Here is a 20009-nt window from a genome sequence, read left to right as displayed (position 1 = left end):
GGGACTGGCGCCGGTCGCGCGCGACTCCGGGATGCGCAGCCCGCCCCGCAGGATCGCCGGCGGCCGACCGGTGATCCGCTCGCTGCTCTACCTCGCCGGCCTGCAGGCCTCGCGCCGGGACCCTGCCTTCGCCGCCTTCCGCGCCCGCCTCGAGGCCGCCGGAAAGCGTCCCAAGCAGGCCATCATCGCCGTCGCACGCAAGCTCCTCACCGTCCTCAACGCCATGCTCCGCGACGCCAAGGACTACGCGACAGCCAACCCCTGAGGTTACAGTTGCCGGGTCAGGCCCGGGGCGGGAGACACTGGAGCACGCCCCGGCCTTGAGCCGGGGCCTCGCGCAACCCAGAGCCTCGCCTCAGAAGCTGAAGCTCACGCCCACGTTCACCGCGTTCGTCACGATGTCGGTCTCGAGCGTGCCGCCATCCTCGAGCTCCGCCTCGTTCATCGAGTAGGTGCCCTTGTACTCGGCGAAGACCGAGACGCTGTCGCTGACGTCGTACTCGACTCCCGCGATCGCGGCGACGGCTGGGCCGGTCATCTGGTACTCGAACGTCTCGCTGCCGTTGGACGTCAGTTCCACGTGCGGGATCGCGACGCCGACGCCGCCGCCGACATACGGCGTCAGCTGCCCCAGCGCGCCGGGCCAGCGGTAGTAGGCGTTGGCGGTGACGATGTTCAGGCCGTCCGAGAATTCCAGCCGGTCGAAGCCCGTTTCGGCGAGCGTCTCGTCGTCGGCGTAGACCTTGGTGTGGTTCACGTCGAGGCCGAAGCCGAGGCGGTCGTTCGCCCACCAGGTCGCGCGGAGGCCGTAGTAGGGCGGCGTATCGGTCGATCGTCCCTCCCACCCGGCGGTCACGTCGGTGTCGGGGACGACGCGGTCGCCCTCGACCGTCAGGCCGGAGTGGGGAGAACTCTGCAGGCCGCCATACAGGCTGAAGCTCAGCTCCGCCGAGGCGCAAAGGGGCAAGGCCCCGAAGGAAGCCGCGAGGGCAATGGTACGCAACATGGGTCCGCCGGCCGTGAGTGGTCTTGCATCAGCGTATGCCGCCTGAGCCGAGAAGCAAGAGGCGGCGCGATCACGATTCTCCGGGCGCCGCGTCACAGCCAGTAGTCGCCGACGGTCCTCTCCGGCAGCCCCTCCGGCGCCGTCCAGCTGTCCGCGCCGTCGAACAGCCGGACCCGCACGCCCCGCACCGCGGCCGGGTCCGTCGCCATCCTCAGGTTCACCGCCGCCCGGGTGCGCCCGTCCTCGTGCGGCGAGAGGCCCGTCCAATGCATCAGGCAGCCGCAGGTGGGGCAGTGATGGAAGGCCAGGCCGCTGTCCTCGATCGGCCGGACATGGGGTCGGCTGACCCCCGTCAGGGCGATTTCCTCGTCGATCCAGCCGTAGGCCCACAAGGCGCCGTAGCGCCGGCAGGCGCCGCAGTTGCAGGATGTCGCGTGATCCGGCCGGCCGCGGTAGGTCCAGCCGCAGGCGCCGCACAGGCAGCGGCCCTCAATGTCAGAGCCAGAGGTCGCGGACATGGCGGGCCACCGTCCCGGTTTCGTCCGGCACGACATCCTCCATCGAGATCGCGCCCTCGAAATGGAAGATCTTCAGATCGCGGATCGCCTGCGGATCGTCCGCCATGCGCAGGTTCACGGCGCACTTAGTCCGGCCGTCCTCGTAGGACCACCGCGCGAGGTAATGGGTGACGCAGCCGCAGACCGCGCAATGGTGGAAATCGCAGCTCTTCTCGCCGGTGGCGAAGGCCGCCGTCTCGCCCCACGGCGTCAGTTCCTGGCCGAGGTGGCCGTAGGCCCAGATCGCACCGTAGCGGCGGCAGATCGAGCAGTTGCAGATGGTCGTGCCCTCGGGATCGCCGTCCAGCCGCCAGCCGGCGGCGCCGCACAGGCATCGTCCTTCGATCATGGCTTTCCCTCGCGCTCCGTCACGCCTCCGATGTGACACAAGTGCGCGCCTTTGTCCGCTGGACGCTAGGGATATTCGTGGCTAAACAGCGCCCGACGCGCCGCGGCCCAGCCCGCGGCCCGACTTATTCGCGCGGGCCGCATGCCGGCCCGGACAGGACGGAGAGATAGGGCCCATGTCAGACGCCGACCACCCCGCAGGCACGCGCCGGGATTTCATCTTCTACGCGACCGCCGGGGCCGGCGCCGTCGTCACCGGCGCCGCCGTCTGGCCGCTGGTCAACCAGATGAACCCGTCCGCCGACGTGCGGGCGCTGTCCTCGATCCGCGTCGACGTCTCGGGCGTGACCGAAGGCACGCAGCTGACGGTCCTGTTCCAGGGCAAGCCGGTCTTCATCCGCTACCGCACCCCCGACGAGATCGAGGCCGCGCAGTCGGTCGACGTCAGCAGCCTGAGCGACCCGCTGGCCGAGAACGCCAACCTCGAGGGCGAGGCGCCGGCGACCGACGCGAACCGCTCGATGCCGCCCTTCGGTGGCGAGGCCGAGGGCGAGACCTCGCCCTGGCTGGTGATGTCGGGCGTGTGCACCCACCTCGGCTGCGTCCCCCTTGGCGAGAGCGGCAATTTCGGCGGCTGGTTCTGCCCCTGCCACGGCAGCCACTACGACACCGCCGGCCGGATCCGCCAGGGGCCCGCGCCGCGCAACCTTCCCATTCCGGTCGCGTCCTGGGTGGACGAGACCACCATCCAGCTCGGCTGAGGAGGAGCGCCCGATGGCCGGTATCCCGCACGATCACTACGAGCCGAAGACCGGCGGCGAGCGCTGGCTGCACAGCCGCCTCCCCGTTCTCGGACTGCTCTACGACACGCTGTTCATCCCGACGCCGAAGAACCTGAACTGGATGTGGATCTGGGGCATCGTCCTGGTGTTCGCGCTGGTCCTGCAGATCGCGACCGGCGTGGTGCTGGTGATGCACTACACGCCGCACGTCGACCTCGCCTTCGCCTCGATCGAGCACATCATGCGCGACGTGAACGGCGGGCACATGATCCGCTACTTCCACATGAACGGCGCCTCGCTGTTCTTCTTCGCGGTCTACATCCACATCTTCCGCGGCCTCTACTACGGCTCCTACAAGACCCCGCGCGAGGTGACGTGGATCGTGGGGATGCTGATCTACATCCTGATGATGGCGACCGGTTTCATGGGTTACGTGCTGCCCTGGGGGCAGATGTCGTTCCACGGCACCGCGGTGATCACCGGCCTGTTCGGCGCGATCCCGTTCGTCGGCGACGCGCTGCAGACCTGGCTGCTGGGCGCCAGCGCGGTCGGCCAGCCGGCGCTGAACCGCTTCTTCTCGCTGCACTACCTGCTGCCGTTCATCATCGCGGGCCTGGTGATGGTCCACGTCTGGGCGTTCCACTCCACCGGCAACAACAACCCCACGGGCGTCGAGGTGCGGCGCGGCTCGAAGGAGGAGGCGGCGAAGGACACCCTGCCGTTCTGGCCGTACTTCGTGATCAAGGACCTGTTCGCGCTGGCGATCATCCTGGTCGGTTTCGTCGCCGTCGTCGGCTTCATGCCGAACTACCTGGGCCACCCGGACAACTACGTCCCGGCGAACCCGCTCGCCACGCCGTCGCACATCGTGCCCGAATGGTACTTCCTGCCGTTCTACGCGATCCTGCGCGCCTTCACCGCCGACGTCTGGGTCGTGATCTTCGCGAACTGGATCAGCTTCGGCATCATCGACGCCAAGTTCTTCGGCGTGCTGGCGATGTTCGGCGCGATCATCGTGATGGCGCTGGCGCCGTGGCTCGACACCTCGTCGGTGCGCTCGGGCCGCTACCGGCCGATGTTCAAGTGGTGGTTCGCGCTGCTGGTGGTCGACTTCATCGTGCTGATGTGGGTCGGGGCGCAACCGGCGGAGGGGATCTACCCCTACATCGCACTGATCGGCGCCGCCTACTGGTTCGGCTACTTCCTGGTCGTCCTGCCGCTGCTCGGCGTCTTCGAGAAGCCGCTGACGCCGCCGGCCACGATCGAGGAGGACTTCGCCGCCCACTACAACGCGCAGACCGGCGGCACGCACACGCTCGCCGGACCGGCGGAATGAGACGAGAAGGACGTCCGACGATGATCAAGACGCTCACCCTGTCCGCCGCCCTGGCCCTCGGCCTCGGCGGGGCCGCGCTGGCCGCCGAGAGCGGCGGCCACGTGGAGGACTTCGACTTCTCGTTCGAGGGACCGTTCGGCAGCTACGACCAGATGCAGCTGCAGCGCGGCCTGCAGATCTACACCGAGATCTGCGCCGCCTGCCACGGCCTCGAATACGTGTCGTTCCGCAACCTCTCCGAGGAAGGCGGGCCGATGCTGCCGGAAGAGCAGATGCGCGCCTATGCCCAGTACTACGAGATCTACGACGAGACCCTGAACGACGGCGAGGGCGACTACCGTCTCGCCACGCCGGCGGACCGATTCCCGCAATCGTCGCTGTCCAACGCGCCGGATCTCAGCCTGATGGCGAAGGCGCGGGCCGGGTTCCACGGGCCCTATGGCCTCGGGATCAACCAGTTCCTCTACGGGATGGGCGGCCCGGAATACGTTGCGACCCTGCTGGTCGCCTACGAGGAAGAGCCGGAATGCGCCGCGGACGCCGGGATGGAGGGCTACTACAACTCGGCCTTCACCGCGGGCGGCTATCCCGACAGCTGCAAGATCTTCGAAGAGGTCGAGACCGAGGTCACCGACGAGGACGGCAACGTCACCACGACGACCGAGCTGGTCGAGGTCGGCCGCCAGGTGCCCGGCAGCTGGATCGCGATGCCGCAGCCGCTGTACGGCGACGACGTGGAGTTCGCGGACGGCCACTCGACCGAGCTCCACCACGAGGCGGAGGACGTCGCCGCGTTCCTGATGTGGGCGGCCGAGCCGCACCTGAACGCGCGCAAGGCCGGCGGCCTGCAGGGCGTGATCTTCCTGGTCGTGCTGTCGGTGCTGCTCTACCTCGCGAACAAGCGCCTGTGGGCGCCGCACAAGGGCAAGCACTGATCCTGCCCTGAGGGGATCGACAGGCGCCGCCCCCCGGGGCGGCGCTTTTCGTTTGCGCGGCCGCCGTCCGCCCGGCAAGGCTCGCACCGTCGCCCCCGGCTGGAGGAGCCCCATGCACGGCCGCTGCACCTGCGGCGAGGTCGCCTACCGCCTGACCCGCCCGCCGCTCTTTGTCCATGCCTGCCACTGCCGCTGGTGCCAGCGCGAGACCGGCAGCGCCTTCGTGATGAACGCGCTGATCGAGACCGAAGCGGTCGAGATCGAGGCCGGCACGCCCGAGGTGATCCGCACCCCGTCCGCCAGCGGCAGGGGCCAAGACATCGCCCGCTGCCCGACCTGCCGCGTGGCGCTGTGGAGCGTCTATGCCGGCGCCGGCCCGCTGTTCCGCTTCGTCCGCGTCGGCACGCTGGACGCGCCCGGCGCCTGCCCACCGGATATCCACATCTTCACCGCCAGCAAGCAGCCCTGGGTGATCCTGCCGGACGGCGTGCCGGCGATGGCGGAGTACTACGACCGCCGCGAGCTGTGGCCCGCGGAGGCGCTCGCCCGGAGGCAGTCGGTGCTGGACCGCGCGGCGGCGGCGGCGCAGGAGGCGGGCTGATGCACCCCAATCCCGCTTTCCGGCCGGACGACCGCACCCGCAACCTCGCCTTCGCCCGCGACAGGGCCTTCGGTCTGCTGACGGCAAACGGTCCCGACGGCCCCCTCGCGTCGCACGTGCCGTTCGCGCTGGACGAGGCGGGCGCGCAGGCTGGCATGCACCTCGTCCGCTCCACCCCGCTTGCCCGGGCCCTGCGGGACGGCCCGGTGCCCGCGCTGCTCGCCGTGTCCGGCCCGGACGGCTACCTCTCGCCGGACTGGTACGGCGTGGCCGACCAGGTGCCGACGTGGAACTACGTCGCCGTCCACCTGCGCGGCACGCTGGAGCTGCGGCCCGAGGCGGAGATGCGGACGCTGCTGGACGCCCAGTCGGCCGCCTTCGAGGCGCGGCTCGCGCCGAAGCGGCCGTGGACGATGGACAAGATGCCCGAGGCCCTCGTCCACAAGCTGATGCGCCAGATCGTGCCGTGCCGGCTGACCGTCGCGTCGGTCGAGGGCACATGGAAGCTGTCGCAGAACAAGCCGGACGGCGTGCGCCTGCGGGCGGCGGACGCCGCCGCCGCCTCGACCTTCGGCATGGAGTTGGACGCGCTCGCCGCGCTGATGCGGGCCGGTCAGGCCTGACGGGCCGCGGGAATCGGGAAGACGAGGTCGTAGATCCACCCGAAGACGAACGCGTAGACGAGGTAGAAGGCGGCGAAGCCGAGATCCATCACCAGCGCCTCGACCAGCCCGATCCCCAGCCACCACGCGATGAACGGCAGCAGCAGCGCCAGCAGCCCCGCTTCGAACAGCACGGCATGCAGGACGCGCAGCGCGGGCGTCTTGGCGGTGTGGCCCAGCCGGTGCTGCATCGCGCGGTCGAAGATCAGGTTGTAGACGTAGTTCCACGCCGTCGCCGCGGTCGCGCCGACGATGGCGACGACCCCGATCTCGTCCACCGGATGATGGAACGCGATCGCGCCCAGCGGCACGACGAGAAGAAGCCCGATGATTTCGAAGCTGACGGCGTAGCGGATTCGATCTGCGGTGCGGCGCATGGGGGCCCCTCAGTTGCCGGGCCGTCCCGCTGGCGGCTCCCGTTCCCGGGCGCGGGGCCGTCCCCGCCTTTCGGGGCCTAACTATGCGCCCCCGCCCGGGCCGCAAGGCCTAACGCGGCGGCGGGTTCAGCGCCTTGTTGTAGGGCCGCCAGTCGGTGATGTCGGGATAATGCCGCGCCCGCCACGCGCGGACGCGCGGGTTCATCACCCGTCGCCAGAGCGGCGGCACAAGCGCCGCGAGGGTCATCACCGGGTAGCCGTAGGGCAGCTGCGGCGCCTCCTCGTCGGCGTAGGTCTGCAGCAAGGGGAAGCGGCGGTCGGGCTTGTAGTGGTGGTCGGAATGGCGCTGCAGGTTGATCAGCAGCCAGTTCGACGCCTGGTGGTCGGCGTTCCAGGAATGGCGCGGCAGGACGTGCTCGTACCTGCCGTCGCCGAGGTGCCGGCGGGTCAGGCCGTAATGCTCGACGTAGTTCACCAGCTCCAGCTGGAAGATTGCCCAGAAGGCCTGCGTCAGGAACAGGAACAGCCCCCACCCCCCGCCGATCAGCAGCGCCAGCAGCAGGAAGCCCCCTTGCAGCGCCCAGTAGCGCCAGAACGGGTTGCGCCGGTGCCACCACGGCAGGTCCTTCCGCGCCAGCATCGCCGCCTCGGCATGGAACGCCGAGGCGAGGCTCTGCCGCAGGACGCGGGGGAAGAACCGCCAGAACCCCTCGCCGTAGCGCGCCGTCACCGGGTCGCGCGGGGTGCCGACATGGCGGTGGTGGACCAGCAGGTGCTCGGACCGGAAGTGCGAGTAGAGGACCGAGGCGAGCAGGATGTCCGCCAGCCACCGCTCGCCCCGGTTCCGCTGGTGCATCAGCTCGTGGCTGTAGTTGATGCCGATGGTGCCCGACAGGATGCCGATGGCGGCGAAGACGGCCCATTCCTGGAAGGCCGTCAGGTGGTCGCTGCGGCTCAGCCAGAAGAGCACGCCGTAGACGGTCAGCAGCTGCAGCGGCGTCCAGACAAGCGTGACCAGGCGGTACCAGCGCAGCTGCCGCTCTTCCGTCTGCGGGTCGAGGTTGGACGGGTTCGTGCCGAGCGCGGCGTCGAGTGCGATGAACAGCCACCAGGTGGAGAGCGGCACGAGGGCGATGAAGAACCCGCCCTTCGCGGCTGCGAGCCAGACCAGGGGGATCAGCCCCAGCGACGCCCAGAACGGCAGAGCCGCGCGGAGGCGGCCCGTCGGGGTCAGGAGGGGGGTGTCGGTCTCGACGCTCATCGCTCGCCTTTCTGCCCCGCCCCAACGTAAGGGCGACGGGGGGGCGGTTTCAATCGGGACGGAACGTCGCGCGGGCGAGGTCGTGGACCTTGCGCATCAGCGTCGGGAGCGCGGCGGGGCGGAACCGATCGTGCGGCAGGAACTCGCCGCGGGTCGGGACGGCGGAGTGGGGGAGATCGGCGACGCGGATCGCCAGCTGCAGGTGGAAATGGGTGAAGGTATGCCGCGCCTCGGCGCCGAGATCCTGCCAGTCGGCCTCGGCCGGCGGGGCGGGCTCGGGCGCGCCTTCGGCCCACGCGGTTGTCGGCCAGGCGAGCATCCCGCCCAGCAATCCCTCCGGCGGCCGCGTCTCCAGCAGCCAAGCGCCGTCGGCGCGGCGGCCGACATAGGCGATGCCCTGACGGACCGGCTTGGACTTCTTCAGCGCCTTCTTCGGCAGCTCTGCCTGCGTCCTCTCGGCGCGGGCGCGGCACGGCTCGCGCCAGGGGCAGATGCCGCAGGCGGGCGAGCGCGGGGTGCAGATCGTCGCGCCGAGGTCCATGACCGCCTGCGCGTAGTCGCCGGCCCTCTCCTGCGGCGTCAGGGCGGCGGCGAGGGCCGTCAGCTCGGCCTTGGCGGCCGGCAGCGGCGTATGGACGTCGTGCAGCCGCGCCATCACCCGCTCGACGTTGCCGTCGACCACGGTCTCCGGCCGGTCGAACGCGATCGAGGCGATCGCGGCGGCGGTGTAGGGCCCGACGCCCGGCAGGGTCAGCAGGCCCTCGCGGGTGTCGGGGAAGCGCCCGCCATGCTGCGCGGTCACGACCCGGGCGCATTTCAGCAGGTTGCGGGCGCGGGCGTAGTAGCCGAGGCCCGCCCATTCGGCCATCACGTCGGCATCGTCCGCGGCGGCGAGGGCCTCGACGGTGGGCCAGCGCTCGGTGAAGCGGCGGAAGTAGTCGCGCACGGCGGCGACGGTGGTCTGCTGCAGCATCACCTCGGAGAGCCAGACCCGGTAGGGATCGGGCGCGACCCCGGACTGCCGCGCATCCGGCGGCACCCGCCACGGCAGCGCACGGGCGTGCCGGTCGTACCAGGCGAGGAGGTCGTCGGGAAGGCTCACGGGTTCTCCACAGCTATCTCGCGGCCCCCGGCTGGCCCTGCCGCGGGGCGATGGAGTATCCTGCCCCGCGATGACAGACCAGCGCCGACGAGAGACGACCACCTACGGCTTCGCCGCCGCCTCGCGCCTGCTGGAGGGGCGGGTGCGCAAGGCGTCCGAATCGCGCGGCTTCGCCGAGAGCCGCCTCCTGACCCACTGGGCCGAGATCGTGGGCGAGGCGACCGCCGCGATCTGCCGGCCCGTCGAGGTCAGCTATGCCCGCGGCGGCATGGGCGCGACGCTGACGCTGCTGACGACGGGGGCGCAGGCGCCGATGCTGGAGATGCAGCTGCCGCAGCTGCAGGAGAAGGTGAACGCCTGCTACGGCTACCGCGCCATCGCCCGCATCCGGATCACCCAGACCGCGCCGACCGGTTTCGCCGAGGGGCAGGCGCGCTTCGCGCGGGCCGCGCCGCCGCCGCCCCCCCTGCCCGACCGCTCGCCCGAGGCGGCGGAGTTGACCGGGCACGTGACGGACACGCAATTGCGACTTGCGCTCGAGGCCTTGGGCACCAAAGTGCTGCGCAAGCCCTGACCGGCCCCTCCGGGCGCCGGCGCCGACCAGACTGACGAGGACCCGCCAGATGAAGACCTATCTCGCCACCGCCGCCCTCGGCGTCGCCTTCGCCGCCGGAGGCGCCTGGATGCTGACCCGGCCGGCCGAAACCGCGCTCGGCCAGACCGAGGTCCTGCCCGGCGCCGCGATGGCGCAGGAGGCGGACGCCGCCGAGATCGACACCTCGACCATCGAGGACATGGTCCTCGGCGATCCAGACGCGCCGGTGACGCTGACCGAGTACGCCTCCTTCACCTGCCCGCACTGCGCCGCCTTCCACGCCGAGCAGTGGCCGCAGATCAAGGAGAACTACGTCGACACCGGCAAGGTCCGCTTCGTCTACCGCGAGGTCTATTTCGACCGCCCCGGCCTGTGGGCGTCGATGGTCGCCCGCTGCGGCGGCGACATGCGGTTCTTCGGCATCGCCGACACGCTGTACGACACCCAGCGCGAGTGGGCGGGCTCGGGGGACCTCGGCTCCATCGCCGACAACCTGCGCCGGATCGGCCTGACCTCCGGCATCGATCAGGAGCAGCTGGACGCGTGCCTGAACGACGGCACGATGGCCCAGACCCTGTACACCTGGTATCAGGAGAACGCCGAGGAGTACGAGGTGAACTCCACCCCGACGCTGTTCATCGACGACGAGAAGTACTCGAACATGGCCTACGACGAACTTGCCGCGCTGCTGGACGCGCGGCTCGAGGAGGTGGGCTACGAGGAGCCGGCGGGCGAGTAGGCCGCCGCTTCGGGACCGGATCAGGGGGCGCCTTCGGGCGCCCCTTTGCGTTGCATCAGCGCGTCCATCGCCGCGCCGAAGGCGCCCCACTCCGCCACCAGCCGCACCGGCACCGTCAGCACCCGCCCCCGCGCCTCGGCCGGCAGGCGCACCGCGTCCTTCTCGGTCGTGACCAGCTGGGCGCCGACGGCGCGCGCCTCCGCCTCCAGCCGCGCGAACAGGGCTTTCGGGATCGGCTGGTGGTCGGCGAGAGGGACGGCGCGGACGATGTCTGCGCCAAGGCCGCGCAAGGTGGCGAAGGCCTTCTCCGGGTGGCCGATGCCGGCGAAGGCGAGGACGCGCATCCCCTGCCAGGGCATGCCGGTCGCCAGCGGCTCCAGCCGGCCGGTCAGGTGCGGCAGGCCGCCCATAGCGGCGCCCCAGCGGGAGGCGAAGCGGGTCTGCGCCTCGGGTCCGCCGATCGAGAGGACGGCGTCAGCGCGGGCGAGGCCGGCGGCGACCGGCTCACGCAGGGGGCCGGCGGGAATGGTCCGGCCGTTGCCGAATCCGACTTGCGCATCGACCACGACGAGGCTCAGATCCTTGGCCACCGCCGGGTTCTGGAACCCGTCGTCCATCAGGATCGCCCCCGCGCCCGCCGCCTCGGCGGCGCAGACGCCGGCCGCGCGGTCGCGGGCGATCCAGACCGGCGCGAAGGCCGACAGGAGCAGCGGTTCGTCCCCCACCTCCGACGCCTGGTGAGCCAGGGGATCGACCCGCACCGGCCCGGCCAGCCGGCCGCCGTGCCCGCGCGAGACGACGTGGACGTCCACACCGCTCTCCGTCAGGCGCTGCGCCAGCGCGATCACGGTCGGCGTCTTGCCGGTGCCGCCGGCATTGAGGTTGCCGACGCAGATCACCGGCACGCCTGCGCGATGACCCGGTCCCCGCGCCACCCGCCGGGCGGTGCCGGCGGCGTAGAGCGCGCCGAGCGGGGCCAGAAGGCGCGGCAGCAGGCCCGGCGCGGCCGGGTCGGCGGCCCAGTGCCGCGGCGCGCGCATCAGGCGACCTCGTCGAGGCTGTCCCGGATCAGGCCGAACAGGCGGTCGGCCGCTTCGGCCCCGCGGGTCGCCTCGTCCCAGGCGGCGTGGGCCAGCGCGGCGGCCCGGTCCGGCGACAGCAGCTCTTCCAGTTGCCGGCCGAGACCCGCCACGTCGGCCACGAGCCGGCTGGCGCCGCGCGCCTGCAGGCGCGCCACCTCGGCGCCGTGGGGCGCCGTGTCGGGCCCGTGCAGCAGCGCCGAGCCCAGCGCCGCCGCCTCGTACGGCGTGCGGCAGCCGCCGCCCGTCAGGGTGCCGCCGAGGTAGGTCACCGGCGCGAGGCGGTACCACAGGCCCAGCTCGGACGGCCCCTCGGCGATGTAGGCGGCGACCGTGTCGTCCGGCTCTTCGCCCTGGGCGCGGTCGGCGACGGTCAGCCCCTCGCGCCGCAGGCGGTGCGCGATGTCCTCGGCCTCCTCCGCGGTCCGGGGTACGGCGATCAACAGCAGGCGGTGCGTCCGCCCACCCGCGGCGCGGTGAGCGGCGGCGACGGCGGGCACCTCGTCCGGCGGCAGGCCGACGGCCAGCCAGACCGGCCGCGTCCCCAGCGCGTGGGCGAGATCCGCACGGTCGCGCTCGGAGCAGGGCAACGCGGGCAGCGCGGCATCGAGGGGGCCGGTCACCTGGATCCGGTCCGCCGACATTCCGGCGCGGCGCAGCCGGGCCGCCGCGCCGGCATCCGCCGCGAAGCCGCGCACGAACCCGTCGAGCAGCGCCCCCGTCAGGCCCGGCAGCCAGCTGCCCCCCTCCACCCCCACCTCGTCGCCGCGGACGTCGGCGAGGATGCGGCGGACCTCTCCCGCCTCGCTGAGGAGCGCGGGCCGCAGCTCGCCCCCCAGCCAGACGAGGAGGTCGGGGCGCCAATGGTCGAGGAACGCCCGCGCCGACGCCCGCAGATCCTGCGGCACGGCCTCGAGCCGCAGGCCCTCGGGCGCCGGCACGGGACCCGGCGGCGCGGTGACGAGGACCGAGGCGTCGAGCGCGGCCGACGCGAGCCGGGCGTTCAGCACCGCGGCGGCGGCGACGCGGCCGGGCGTCGTCGCATGGATCCAGACCAGCGGACCATCGGGCCGGGGCGGCGCGCTTCCGCCATTCTCGCCGTCCGTCCCGCCCCGGCGCAGCGCGAGGTAGGCGGCGAGAGACAGCGAGCGGGTCAGCGCCATGAGAGGAAGGGCGTCAGCCCAGTTCCTCGGTCGGCGAGGCCGGCTGCTCCTCGTCGCGGAGGCGGTGGATGTGGGCGATGAAGTAGCGCATGTGCGCGTCGTCCACGGTCCGCTGCGCCTCGGCCTTCCAGGCGGCGTAGGCGCTCTCGTAGTCGGGGAACATGCCGACGATGTGGATGTCGTCCACGTTGGCGAACGCGCTCTTCTGCGGGTCCACCAGCTCGCCGCCGAAGACGAGGTGCAGGCGCTGGGTCATGGGTGTGGCTCCGGGTCCGGGGACGTCGGGCGGAACCTAAGGGTCGGGCCGGAGGGGGGCAAGGGAGCCCGGAAAAGGCGATGGACCCGGGTGGCCGTGCAGGCCCGAACGGGGCGGCCCGCGTCAGTTCAGCTGAAGCTGCAGCGGGTAGCTGCCGTCCTCCATGGGGCCGAACAGGTCGGGCAGGTCGGGGTGATCGACCGGCTCGCCGGAATAGTCGGCGATCAGGTTCTGCTCGGACACGTAGGCGACGTAGTAGCTCTGGTCGTTCTCGGCGAGCAGGTGGTAGAACGGCTGGTCCTTGGCCGGCCGGCTCTCCGCCGGGATCGCCTCGTACCATTCGTCGGTGTTCGAGAAGGTCGGGTCCACGTCGAAGACCACACCCCGGAAGGGGTGCTTGCGATGGCGCACCACCTGTCCGATGTGAAATTTGGCGCGCGTCTTCAGCATATGGATAAGTGCCCCTCGGCCGTTCATACGCGCCGGGGGGGCCGTCTGTCCACGGTTGGGCCCGAAAAGCAGGGGAAACAGTCTGTGGACCTCGTCTGGACGGTGATTTCCGTGACGCTGCCGGTATTTCTGGTGGCCGGGGCGGGCTTCGCATGGGCACGGGCGGGCCTGGACTACCGGGTGGAGTTCGTCACGCGGCTGTCGATGACGCTGTCGCTGCCCTGCCTGATCTTCGCGGCACTGATGCAGACCGAGGTGGACCCGGGCGACCTGGCGGCGGTGTCGCTGGCCGCGCTCGCGGCGCATGGCGGGCTCGCGGTGACGATGGGCCTCCTCGTCGCGGTGGCCGGGCTGGACCGGCGGACGTACCTCGCGCCGCTGATCTTCGGCAATACGGGAAATCTCGGCCTGCCGATGGCGCTGTTCGCGTTCGGCGCGGCGGGGCTGGGGTTCGCGGTGGCGATCTTCGCGGTGTCCATCGTGCTGAGCTTCACGCTGGGCCTGTGGCTGGTCGCCGGCGGCGGCGGGCCGGGGCGATGGTCCGCGAGCCGCTGGTCTGGGCCACGCTCGCCGGCTCGCTGTTCCTGTGGCGAGGCTGGCAGACGCCCGAGCCGCTGACCCGCACGATCGAGCTGGTGGGCCAGATGGCGATCCCGATGATGCTGATGACGCTGGGCGTCGCGGTCGCGCGGCTGACGGCCGGGCGGATCGGGTGGTCGGTCGTCCTGTCGCTGATCAAGGCCGTGGCGGCGGCGGGGATCGCCTGGGCCGTCGGCCGGGCGTTCGACCTGTCGCCGGTGGCGCACGGGGTGCTGGTGCTGCAGATCGCGACGCCGGTGGCGGTCACGTCCTACCTGCTGGCCGAGAAGTACGGCGCCGATGCCGAGGCGGTGGCCGGCCTCGTCGTCGCCTCCACCGCCGTCTCTGTCGCAGGACTACCGCTGCTTCTCGCCGTCCTGCTCTGACTCAGTTTCCTCGCGGCGCGGTTTCGGCTAGGATGCCAGAAAAACATAACGCGACGAGCGAGAGGCAGATGAGCAGACTCCTTCGCGCCGCGGTCCTGATGTTGCTCGTGGCCTCGTGCGGGTCACGGAACTTCGAGGCCCCGCGCAACCTCGACGACGCCTGTTCGATATTGCAGCAGCGGCCGCACTACGCGCGGGCGTTCCGCGCGGTCCAGCGGGAATGGGGCGTTCCGACGCCCGTGCTGATGGCGATGATCTATCAGGAATCGAAATTCATCGGGAACGCCCGCACCCCGCACCAGTTCGCGCTGGGGGTGATTCCGATCGGCCGGCAATCGTCGGCCTACGGCTATTCGCAGGCGCTGGACGGCACCTGGGAAGAGTATCAGCGGATGCGGCCCGCCCCGCGGGCCCAGCGCGACGACATCGACGACGCCACCGATTTCATGGGCTGGTACATGCGGCAGACCCTGCAGGAGCTGGGTATCCCGCTGCACGACACCCGCAACCAGTACCTCGCCTATCATGAGGGGCGCACCGGCTATCGCAACGGCAGCTACCGGGCCAAGGCCTGGCTGATGCGCGTCGCGGGAGAGCTGGAGGCGCGGGCGGTGCTGTACGACACGCAGCTGAGGCGCTGCGGCCGGATCTGAGGTCTCAGAAGTCGGCCATGATCTCGACGAGGCAGCCGCCGGGCGCGCGGATGACCGCCTCGTAGTAGCCGTCGCCGGTCTCCCTCGGGCCCGAAACGAGTCGGCCGGCGGTCCGCATCCGGGCCGCCGCCGCGTCCACGGCCGCCCGGTCGCCCAGCGCCACGGCGACGTGGGCCCAGCCCTCGTCCTCGGTCGTGGCGGCCGCCCCGACCCACGGGCCGGTCATCAGCTCCAGCCGCGGCCCGTCGGGCAGGGTCGCGAAGACCGAGCGGAAGCCGGGCCTGTTCCGGCTCTCGTAGACCGGGCCGAGCGTGGCGCCGAAGACGTCGGCCCAGAAGGCCGCCTGGCCCTCCAGGTCGCGCGTCCACAGCGCCACATGCTCGACGCGGGCCACCTCAACCGTTCCAGTTGCGGGTCGCGGCCTGGATGTTGAACAGGATGTCGCCGACCGAGACGCCGGTCCGCAGGTCGTTCAGGATCACCGTCGTCTGGGTGCCGGTGTCGTCCGTGATGACCCACTGGCGCAGCTCGACCGGGTTGGCGGTGAACTTCAGCTGGATCGAGCCGTATTCGGGGTGCGCCGGGTCCTGCGCCGTCACCGTCGTGGTGGTGCCGTCCGAGGTGTGGCCGGTGACCATGTTAGCCTGCCCGAGGTTCACGTTCTGGGCGAGGATGATCGACAGCGGCGTCGTGTTCAGCGGGTAGCGCTGCGGGTTGTCGTTCGAGCGGCCGTCGAACACGGCGACCGAGCCGCCGCCGGCGACGGTCAGCGCGCGCTCGGGCGGGTTGTACTCGAACCGGACGCGGCCAGGCCGCTTGATGTAGACGGTGCCGGTGGAGATCGTTCCGTCCGCGTTGATCTGCGTGAAGCCGCCGGTCGCGGTCTGCATCCCGTTCAGGTAGGCCGAGATCTCGTTCAGCGACAGTTGCTGGGCATGCGCGGGCGCGGCGAGGCCGGCGGCGAGCGGCGCAGCCGCGAGAAGCGCAAGAAGGTGGCGTCGGTACATCGTGTCGGTGCCTTTCGGTCGTCGGGGGCCGGCCCTGCCGGCGCTGTGTCCCGGGGATATGGGGCGTCGTGCCGGAAAACCCTCGGCTAGACGATAACACCCCCGTGGCCGGGCGATAACCGTTCGTCCCTGCCGGGGTTCCGGCGCACTGCGCGCGAGCCGCGCCGGAACCGGGCGGAGCCGCCGCCGTTCTGCCCGCGACGGGGTCTCCCGCCCCGGACTGACGACAATGCAAGGAAGACCCCCATGCCCGAGAACTTTGCCGGCGGCCTGTCCGCCCAGACCCGCACCAAGGTCTGCGAGATCCTCAACGAGCGGCTCGCCGACCAGATCGCCCTGACCCTCGCGGTCAAGCAGGCGCACTGGACGCTGAAGGGGCCCGGCTTCATCGGGGTGCACGAGCTGCTGGACGAGGTGGCGGACCGCCTGCGCGAGGGCGCGGATCTGATGGCCGAGCGGGTGACGACCCTTTGCGGCTTTCCCCACGGCACGGCCGAGGCGGTGGCGGAGAAGGCGACGCTGAAGGCCTACCCGACCGAGGAGGAGGACATCGCCGTCCACGTCAGGACGCTGACCGATCTGTTCAAGGACCAGGGCGAGAAGGTCCGCAAGGCGATCGAGGCCGCGGGCGACGCGGGCGACAGCGATACCGAGGATCTGTTCACCGAGGTGAGCCGCCAGCTCGACAAGGACGCCTGGTTCATCGGGGCGAACGCCAAGCCGTAAGGTATCCGACTTCGGACGGCAGAAGGCCGGGGCAGTGTCCCGGCCTATGCCGTTGGGTGCACGGAAAATCGCGTGATTTCCGTGCACGATTTCCGCGCGGAAATCGTGGCTCAGTGCGGCTCCGGCACCAGGACCTCGCGCTTGCCGACGTGGTTCGAGGCCGAGACGACCCCCTGCTCCTCCATCTGCTCCACCAGGCGGGCGGCCTTGTTGTAGCCGATCGCCAGCTTGCGCTGGATATAGGAGGTGGAGCACTTGCGGTCGCGCGCGACGATCTGCACCGCCTGGTCGTACAGCGCCTCGTCCCCCGTCGCGCCGCCGTCGCCACCGCCGAGTCCCAGCACCGCGTCGATGTCGTTCTCGCGGTCCTCGTCCGGGCCTTCCACCACGCCGCCGACATAGTCCGGCGGGCCGAAGCCCTTGAGGAAGGTCACGATCTCCTCGACCTCCTCGTCCGAGCAGAAGGGCCCGTGGACGCGGGTGATGCGGCTGCCGCCGGCCATGTACAGCATGTCGCCCATGCCGAGGAGCTGCTCGGCCCCCTGCTCGCCGAGGATGGTGCGGCTGTCGATCTTCGACGTCACCTGGAAGGAGATCCGGGTCGGGAAGTTCGCCTTGATCGTGCCGGTGATGACGTCCACCGAGGGCCGCTGCGTCGCCATGATGAGGTGGATGCCGGAGGCCCGCGCCATCTGGGCGAGGCGCTGGATGCAGGCCTCGATCTCCTTGCCCGCGACCATCATCAGGTCCGCCATCTCGTCGACGATGACGACGATGTAGGGCATCGCCTCGGGCACGATCTCCTCGGTCTCGAAGATCGGATCGCCCGTGTCCTCGTCGAAGCCGGTCTGCACGGTGCGCTCGAAGCACTCGCCGCGGGCCAGCGCTTCCTTCACCCGGCCGTTGTAGCCGTCGATGTTGCGCACGCCCATCTTGGACATCTTGCGGTAGCGCTCCTCCATCTCGCCCACGACCCATTTGAGGGCCACGACCGCCTTCTTGGGGTCGGTGACGACGGGGGACAGGAGGTGCGGAATGCCGTCGTAGACCGACAGCTCCAGCATCTTGGGGTCAATCATGATGAGCCGGCACTCCTCCGGCGTCAGCCGGTAGAGGAGGCTCAGGATCATCGTGTTGATCGCCACCGACTTGCCCGAGCCGGTGGTGCCGGCGATCAGCAGGTGCGGCATCTTGGCGAGGTTCGCCACGACCGCCTCGCCTCCGATATCCTTGCCGAGGGCGAGGGGCAGCTTCATCTGCGTGTCGCCGAAGTCGCGGGCGGACAGGATCTCGCGCAGGACGACCTTCTCGCGGTTCGCGTTCGGCAATTCGATCCCGATGACCGACCGGCCGGGCACCGTCGAGACGCGGGCGGAGAGGGCCGACATCGACCGCGCGATGTCGTCGGCGAGGCCGATCACGCGGGAGGCCTTGAGGCCCGGCGCCGGCTCCAGCTCGTACATGGTGACGACCGGGCCAGGACGGACCGAGACGATCTCGCCCTTCACGCCGTAATCGTCGAGGACGGACTCCAGCATCCGCGCGTTCTCTTCCAGCGCCTCGTTCGACAGGTGGTGCCGCTGCACCTCGGCCGGGTCGGCGAGGAGGTTGAGGGGCGGCATCTCGTAGTCGGCGAACTTGTCCTCCAGCGGCAGCTTGGGCTGCGCCTCGGCCTTCGCGCGGGCGGAGGGGGCGGGGCGGGCGGCGCCGGTATGGACGACGGCCTTGCGCGGCTGCGCCTCGGGGGCGCGCGGCATCGGTTGCGGCGCGGCCTGCGGGGGCGGGGCCGGATCGTCCTCGGTCTCGAACAGCGGCGTGGCCGTGAGGGCCGGCTGCGGCGCCGGGTCTTCGGGCATCCAGCCATCGCCGGCGTCGAGGATGTCGTCCTCGGTATAGGGCGCGGCGTTCCAGTCCGGCGCCGGCGGCAGCGCGGCGCGGCGCGCCGGGGCGGCGCGGGACGGGCCGGTGAGCGGCGGCTCGGCGCGGGAGGCGGTCAGGGCGGGTTCGGCGCGGGAGCCGGCGAAGGTCGGCTCGGCCCGCGGCGCGGTCAGCGCCGGTTCCGTCCGGGCGGCGGCGAGCGGGGGTTCGCCGCGCAGGCGCGGGCGCGTGGTGTCGAGGATCAGCGGCCGGGGGCCCCGGGGCCGCTCCGCCACCGGAGGCGGAGGGGGTTCGACCGGCTGCTGCCGGGCGCGGATGGCGCTGGCGATCCGGTCGCGGATGCGCTCGCCGTCGGGCGCGTCGACCTGGGCGGCGCGCTCGGGGCTCTCGGGCAGTTCCGGGACCGGCATGCGCGGCCCTTCGTCCTCGCCGCGGCCGAACAGGCCGGACAGGAAACGGCGCGGCTGCGGCGCCTCGGGCTCCATCGCGCGGGCGGGCGCGGCCAGCGGCGCGGCAGGCGGCATCTTGGGCGCAGCCATGCGCGGCTGACCCGCCGGCCGCGCGGGCTGCGGCGCGGGAGAGGCCGCGCGCTCGGCGACCGGCGCCGCAATGCGGGCGGCGGGGACGGAATCCTGGGCGGCGGGCTGATAGCCCGGCGGCATGACCGGCTCGTGGCGGATCACCGCGGCGGCGCGGGACGCGGGGCGGGCCGCCTCGGCCGCCGCGGGGCGGGGACGCTCGTGCGGCATCGGCACCAGCCGCTCGGCCGCCTGCTCCTCGGCGATGCGGGCGCGGCGCTCGTCGGCGACGGCGCGGCGCTCGGCCATCTTGTCGGCGACGCGACCCTGCACCTCGCGGGCGGCGCGGCCCGACAGGTCGGCGGTGCGGCCCATGAGGCGCAGCGTCAGGTCGTAGCTGACGATGATCCCGTAGAGGATCCAGCGGACCCCCAGCTTGAGTTCGCGGTTGGTGAACCCCAGCGCGTAGGCGAGGACCGTCAGCATCGCGAGCCCGGCGATCAGGCTCATCAGCTTGGCCGCGATCCCGGCGCCGAAGGGCAGCACGGTAAGGATCACGGACAGGACGGTATCGCCGAACAGGCCGCCGACGCCGAACGAGTGCGGCCAGTCGACGCCGGGCGTCAGCGTCGCGCCGTAGACCGCGCCGAGGGCGACGGCGATCGGGGCGAAGATCACCCGGCCCAGCGCCCGCTCCTCGCCCCAGTGGCCGGCGAGGCGCACGCCCCAGGCGGCCAGCAGCAGGGGCACCAGCCACGCGGCACGGCCGACGATCATGATGAGGGGGTGGGACATCGACGCGCCGAACCGGCCGAGCCAGTTCTGCACCGGCGCGTCGGACGCCAGCAGCCAGTTCGGATCGTCCGGCGTGTAGCTGCCCAGCATCGCGGCGCAGAGGCAGGCGGCGCCGATCAGCGCCAGGCCGATCAGCTCCTTGCCGCGCTTCTCGATCGCCGCCTGCATGGAGCTGTCGATCAGCGGGTCCCGTCCCCTCGTCTGGTACGCCATCGTCG

23 protein-coding genes and 1 pseudogene are annotated in these 20009 nt (G+C 71.5%); 11 read left to right on the top strand and 13 right to left on the bottom strand.

What is annotated here, in order from left to right; all coding sequences use genetic code 11:
• A partial coding sequence (locus tag A37W_RS0119135) for a transposase (protein ID WP_018302275.1) occupies positions 1–265 on the top strand: 265 nt, incomplete at its 5' end.
• 90 nt (positions 266–355) lie between these two features.
• Here A37W_RS0119135 and A37W_RS0119130 read toward each other — a convergent pair.
• The 3 genes from A37W_RS0119130 to A37W_RS0119120 all read right to left on the bottom strand — a co-directional run bounded on the left by A37W_RS0119130 (position 356) and on the right by A37W_RS0119120 (position 1912).
• Positions 356–1006: an outer membrane beta-barrel protein gene (locus A37W_RS0119130; RefSeq protein ID WP_018304666.1), complete on the bottom strand. Its 651-nt coding sequence runs from the start codon at positions 1004–1006 to the stop codon at positions 356–358.
• Positions 1007–1098: 92 nt separating this feature from the next.
• Positions 1099–1524, bottom strand: coding sequence for a GFA family protein (locus tag A37W_RS0119125; RefSeq protein ID WP_018304665.1), 426 nt, complete (start codon positions 1522–1524; stop codon positions 1099–1101).
• A complete protein-coding gene (locus A37W_RS0119120) occupies positions 1502–1912 on the bottom strand; it encodes a GFA family protein (protein WP_018304664.1) in 411 nt (136 codons plus the stop codon). Before A37W_RS0119120 ends, A37W_RS0119125 begins: the two co-directional genes overlap by 23 nt.
• A gap of 175 nt (positions 1913–2087) precedes the next feature.
• Between A37W_RS0119120 and petA the strand changes: the two genes are divergently transcribed.
• The 5 genes from petA to A37W_RS0119095 all read left to right on the top strand — a co-directional run bounded on the left by petA (position 2088) and on the right by A37W_RS0119095 (position 6188).
• Positions 2088–2672, top strand: a complete 585-nt coding sequence (petA, locus tag A37W_RS0119115) for a ubiquinol-cytochrome c reductase iron-sulfur subunit (RefSeq protein ID WP_018304663.1) — start codon at positions 2088–2090, stop codon at positions 2670–2672.
• A 13-nt stretch (positions 2673–2685) separates the two neighbouring features.
• Entirely contained in the window at positions 2686–4029 is a 1344-nt protein-coding gene (locus tag A37W_RS0119110; RefSeq protein WP_018304662.1) for a cytochrome b, read from the top strand.
• A gap of 20 nt (positions 4030–4049) precedes the next feature.
• Positions 4050–4964, top strand: a complete 915-nt coding sequence (locus A37W_RS0119105; RefSeq protein WP_018304661.1) for a cytochrome c1 — start codon at positions 4050–4052, stop codon at positions 4962–4964.
• Positions 4965–5076: 112 nt separating this feature from the next.
• A complete protein-coding gene (locus tag A37W_RS0119100) occupies positions 5077–5565 on the top strand; it encodes a GFA family protein (RefSeq protein WP_018304660.1) in 489 nt (162 codons plus the stop codon).
• Positions 5565–6188: an FMN-binding negative transcriptional regulator gene (locus A37W_RS0119095; RefSeq protein WP_018304659.1), complete on the top strand. Its 624-nt coding sequence runs from the start codon at positions 5565–5567 to the stop codon at positions 6186–6188. Before A37W_RS0119100 ends, A37W_RS0119095 begins: the two co-directional genes overlap by 1 nt.
• Here A37W_RS0119095 and A37W_RS0119090 read toward each other — a convergent pair.
• From A37W_RS0119090 to mutY, 3 genes are all read right to left on the bottom strand, one after another.
• Positions 6179–6604 carry a PACE efflux transporter gene (locus A37W_RS0119090; protein ID WP_018304658.1) on the bottom strand — a complete coding sequence of 142 codons (426 nt, stop codon included), beginning with the start codon at positions 6602–6604 and terminating at the stop codon, positions 6179–6181. The genes A37W_RS0119095 and A37W_RS0119090 overlap by 10 nt on opposite strands.
• Before the next feature lie 109 nt (positions 6605–6713).
• A complete protein-coding gene (locus A37W_RS0119085; RefSeq protein ID WP_018304657.1) occupies positions 6714–7865 on the bottom strand; it encodes an alkane 1-monooxygenase in 1152 nt (383 codons plus the stop codon).
• 49 nt (positions 7866–7914) lie between these two features.
• Entirely contained in the window at positions 7915–8967 is a 1053-nt protein-coding gene (gene mutY / locus A37W_RS0119080) for an A/G-specific adenine glycosylase (protein WP_018304656.1), read from the bottom strand.
• Positions 8968–9037: 70 nt separating this feature from the next.
• Here mutY and A37W_RS0119075 point away from each other — a divergent pair, with 70 nt between their 5' ends.
• Positions 9038–9541 carry a DUF721 domain-containing protein gene (locus A37W_RS0119075; RefSeq protein WP_018304655.1) on the top strand — a complete coding sequence of 168 codons (504 nt, stop codon included), beginning with the start codon at positions 9038–9040 and terminating at the stop codon, positions 9539–9541.
• 49 nt (positions 9542–9590) lie between these two features.
• Positions 9591–10301 (top strand): DsbA family protein, encoded by a 711-nt coding sequence (locus A37W_RS0119070; RefSeq protein WP_018304654.1) that lies wholly within the window; start codon positions 9591–9593, stop codon positions 10299–10301.
• A gap of 20 nt (positions 10302–10321) precedes the next feature.
• Here A37W_RS0119070 and lpxK read toward each other — a convergent pair whose 3' ends face one another.
• From lpxK to hspQ, 4 genes are all read right to left on the bottom strand, one after another.
• A complete protein-coding gene (gene lpxK, locus A37W_RS0119065) occupies positions 10322–11341 on the bottom strand; it encodes a tetraacyldisaccharide 4'-kinase (protein WP_018304653.1) in 1020 nt (339 codons plus the stop codon).
• Complete coding sequence (locus A37W_RS0119060) at positions 11341–12543, bottom strand: 3-deoxy-D-manno-octulosonic acid transferase (protein WP_018304652.1); 1203 nt, start codon at positions 12541–12543, stop codon at positions 11341–11343. The genes lpxK and A37W_RS0119060 overlap by 1 nt, the downstream gene beginning before the upstream one ends.
• Before the next feature lie 13 nt (positions 12544–12556).
• Positions 12557–12799, bottom strand: coding sequence for a DUF4170 domain-containing protein (locus A37W_RS0119055; protein ID WP_018304651.1), 243 nt, complete (start codon positions 12797–12799; stop codon positions 12557–12559).
• 123 nt (positions 12800–12922) lie between these two features.
• The gene (gene hspQ / locus A37W_RS0119050) at positions 12923–13249 is read right to left on the bottom strand and encodes a heat shock protein HspQ (RefSeq protein WP_018304650.1); all 327 of its coding nucleotides are present in this window, start codon (positions 13247–13249) and stop codon (positions 12923–12925) included.
• A gap of 84 nt (positions 13250–13333) precedes the next feature.
• On the opposite strand from hspQ, the pseudogene A37W_RS22480 reads away from it, so the two are divergent.
• Together A37W_RS22480 and A37W_RS0119040 are read left to right on the top strand one after the other, a co-directional pair.
• A pseudogene (locus tag A37W_RS22480) lies at positions 13334–14214 on the top strand (AEC family transporter).
• A gap of 68 nt (positions 14215–14282) precedes the next feature.
• Complete coding sequence (locus A37W_RS0119040) at positions 14283–14867, top strand: transglycosylase SLT domain-containing protein (RefSeq protein WP_018304649.1); 585 nt, start codon at positions 14283–14285, stop codon at positions 14865–14867.
• Between the two features lie 4 nt (positions 14868–14871).
• Here the strand turns inward: A37W_RS0119040 and A37W_RS0119035 are convergent, their stop codons facing one another.
• Together A37W_RS0119035 and A37W_RS0119030 are read right to left on the bottom strand one after the other, a co-directional pair.
• Complete coding sequence (locus A37W_RS0119035) at positions 14872–15261, bottom strand: VOC family protein (protein WP_018304648.1); 390 nt, start codon at positions 15259–15261, stop codon at positions 14872–14874.
• Position 15262: 1 nt separating this feature from the next.
• Positions 15263–15874, bottom strand: coding sequence for a LolA family protein (locus A37W_RS0119030; RefSeq protein ID WP_018304647.1), 612 nt, complete (start codon positions 15872–15874; stop codon positions 15263–15265).
• A 246-nt stretch (positions 15875–16120) separates the two neighbouring features.
• On the opposite strand from A37W_RS0119030, the gene dps reads away from it, so the two are divergent.
• The gene (dps, locus tag A37W_RS0119025) at positions 16121–16600 is read left to right on the top strand and encodes a DNA starvation/stationary phase protection protein Dps (RefSeq protein WP_018304646.1); all 480 of its coding nucleotides are present in this window, start codon (positions 16121–16123) and stop codon (positions 16598–16600) included.
• A gap of 110 nt (positions 16601–16710) precedes the next feature.
• Here the strand turns inward: dps and A37W_RS0119020 are convergent, their stop codons facing one another.
• On the bottom strand, positions 16711–20004 hold the full coding sequence (locus A37W_RS0119020) for a DNA translocase FtsK (RefSeq protein ID WP_018304645.1): 3294 nt from the start codon (positions 20002–20004) through the stop codon (positions 16711–16713).
• Positions 20005–20009: the final 5 nt, after the last annotated feature.

The sequence above is a fragment of the Wenxinia marina DSM 24838 genome, from assembly GCF_000379485.1.
GTDB classification, from domain to species: Bacteria; Pseudomonadota; Alphaproteobacteria; order Rhodobacterales; family Rhodobacteraceae; genus Wenxinia; species Wenxinia marina.
The sequence above is the reverse complement of the archived record's forward strand: the minus strand, read 5'-3'. Positions and strand labels throughout refer to the sequence as shown.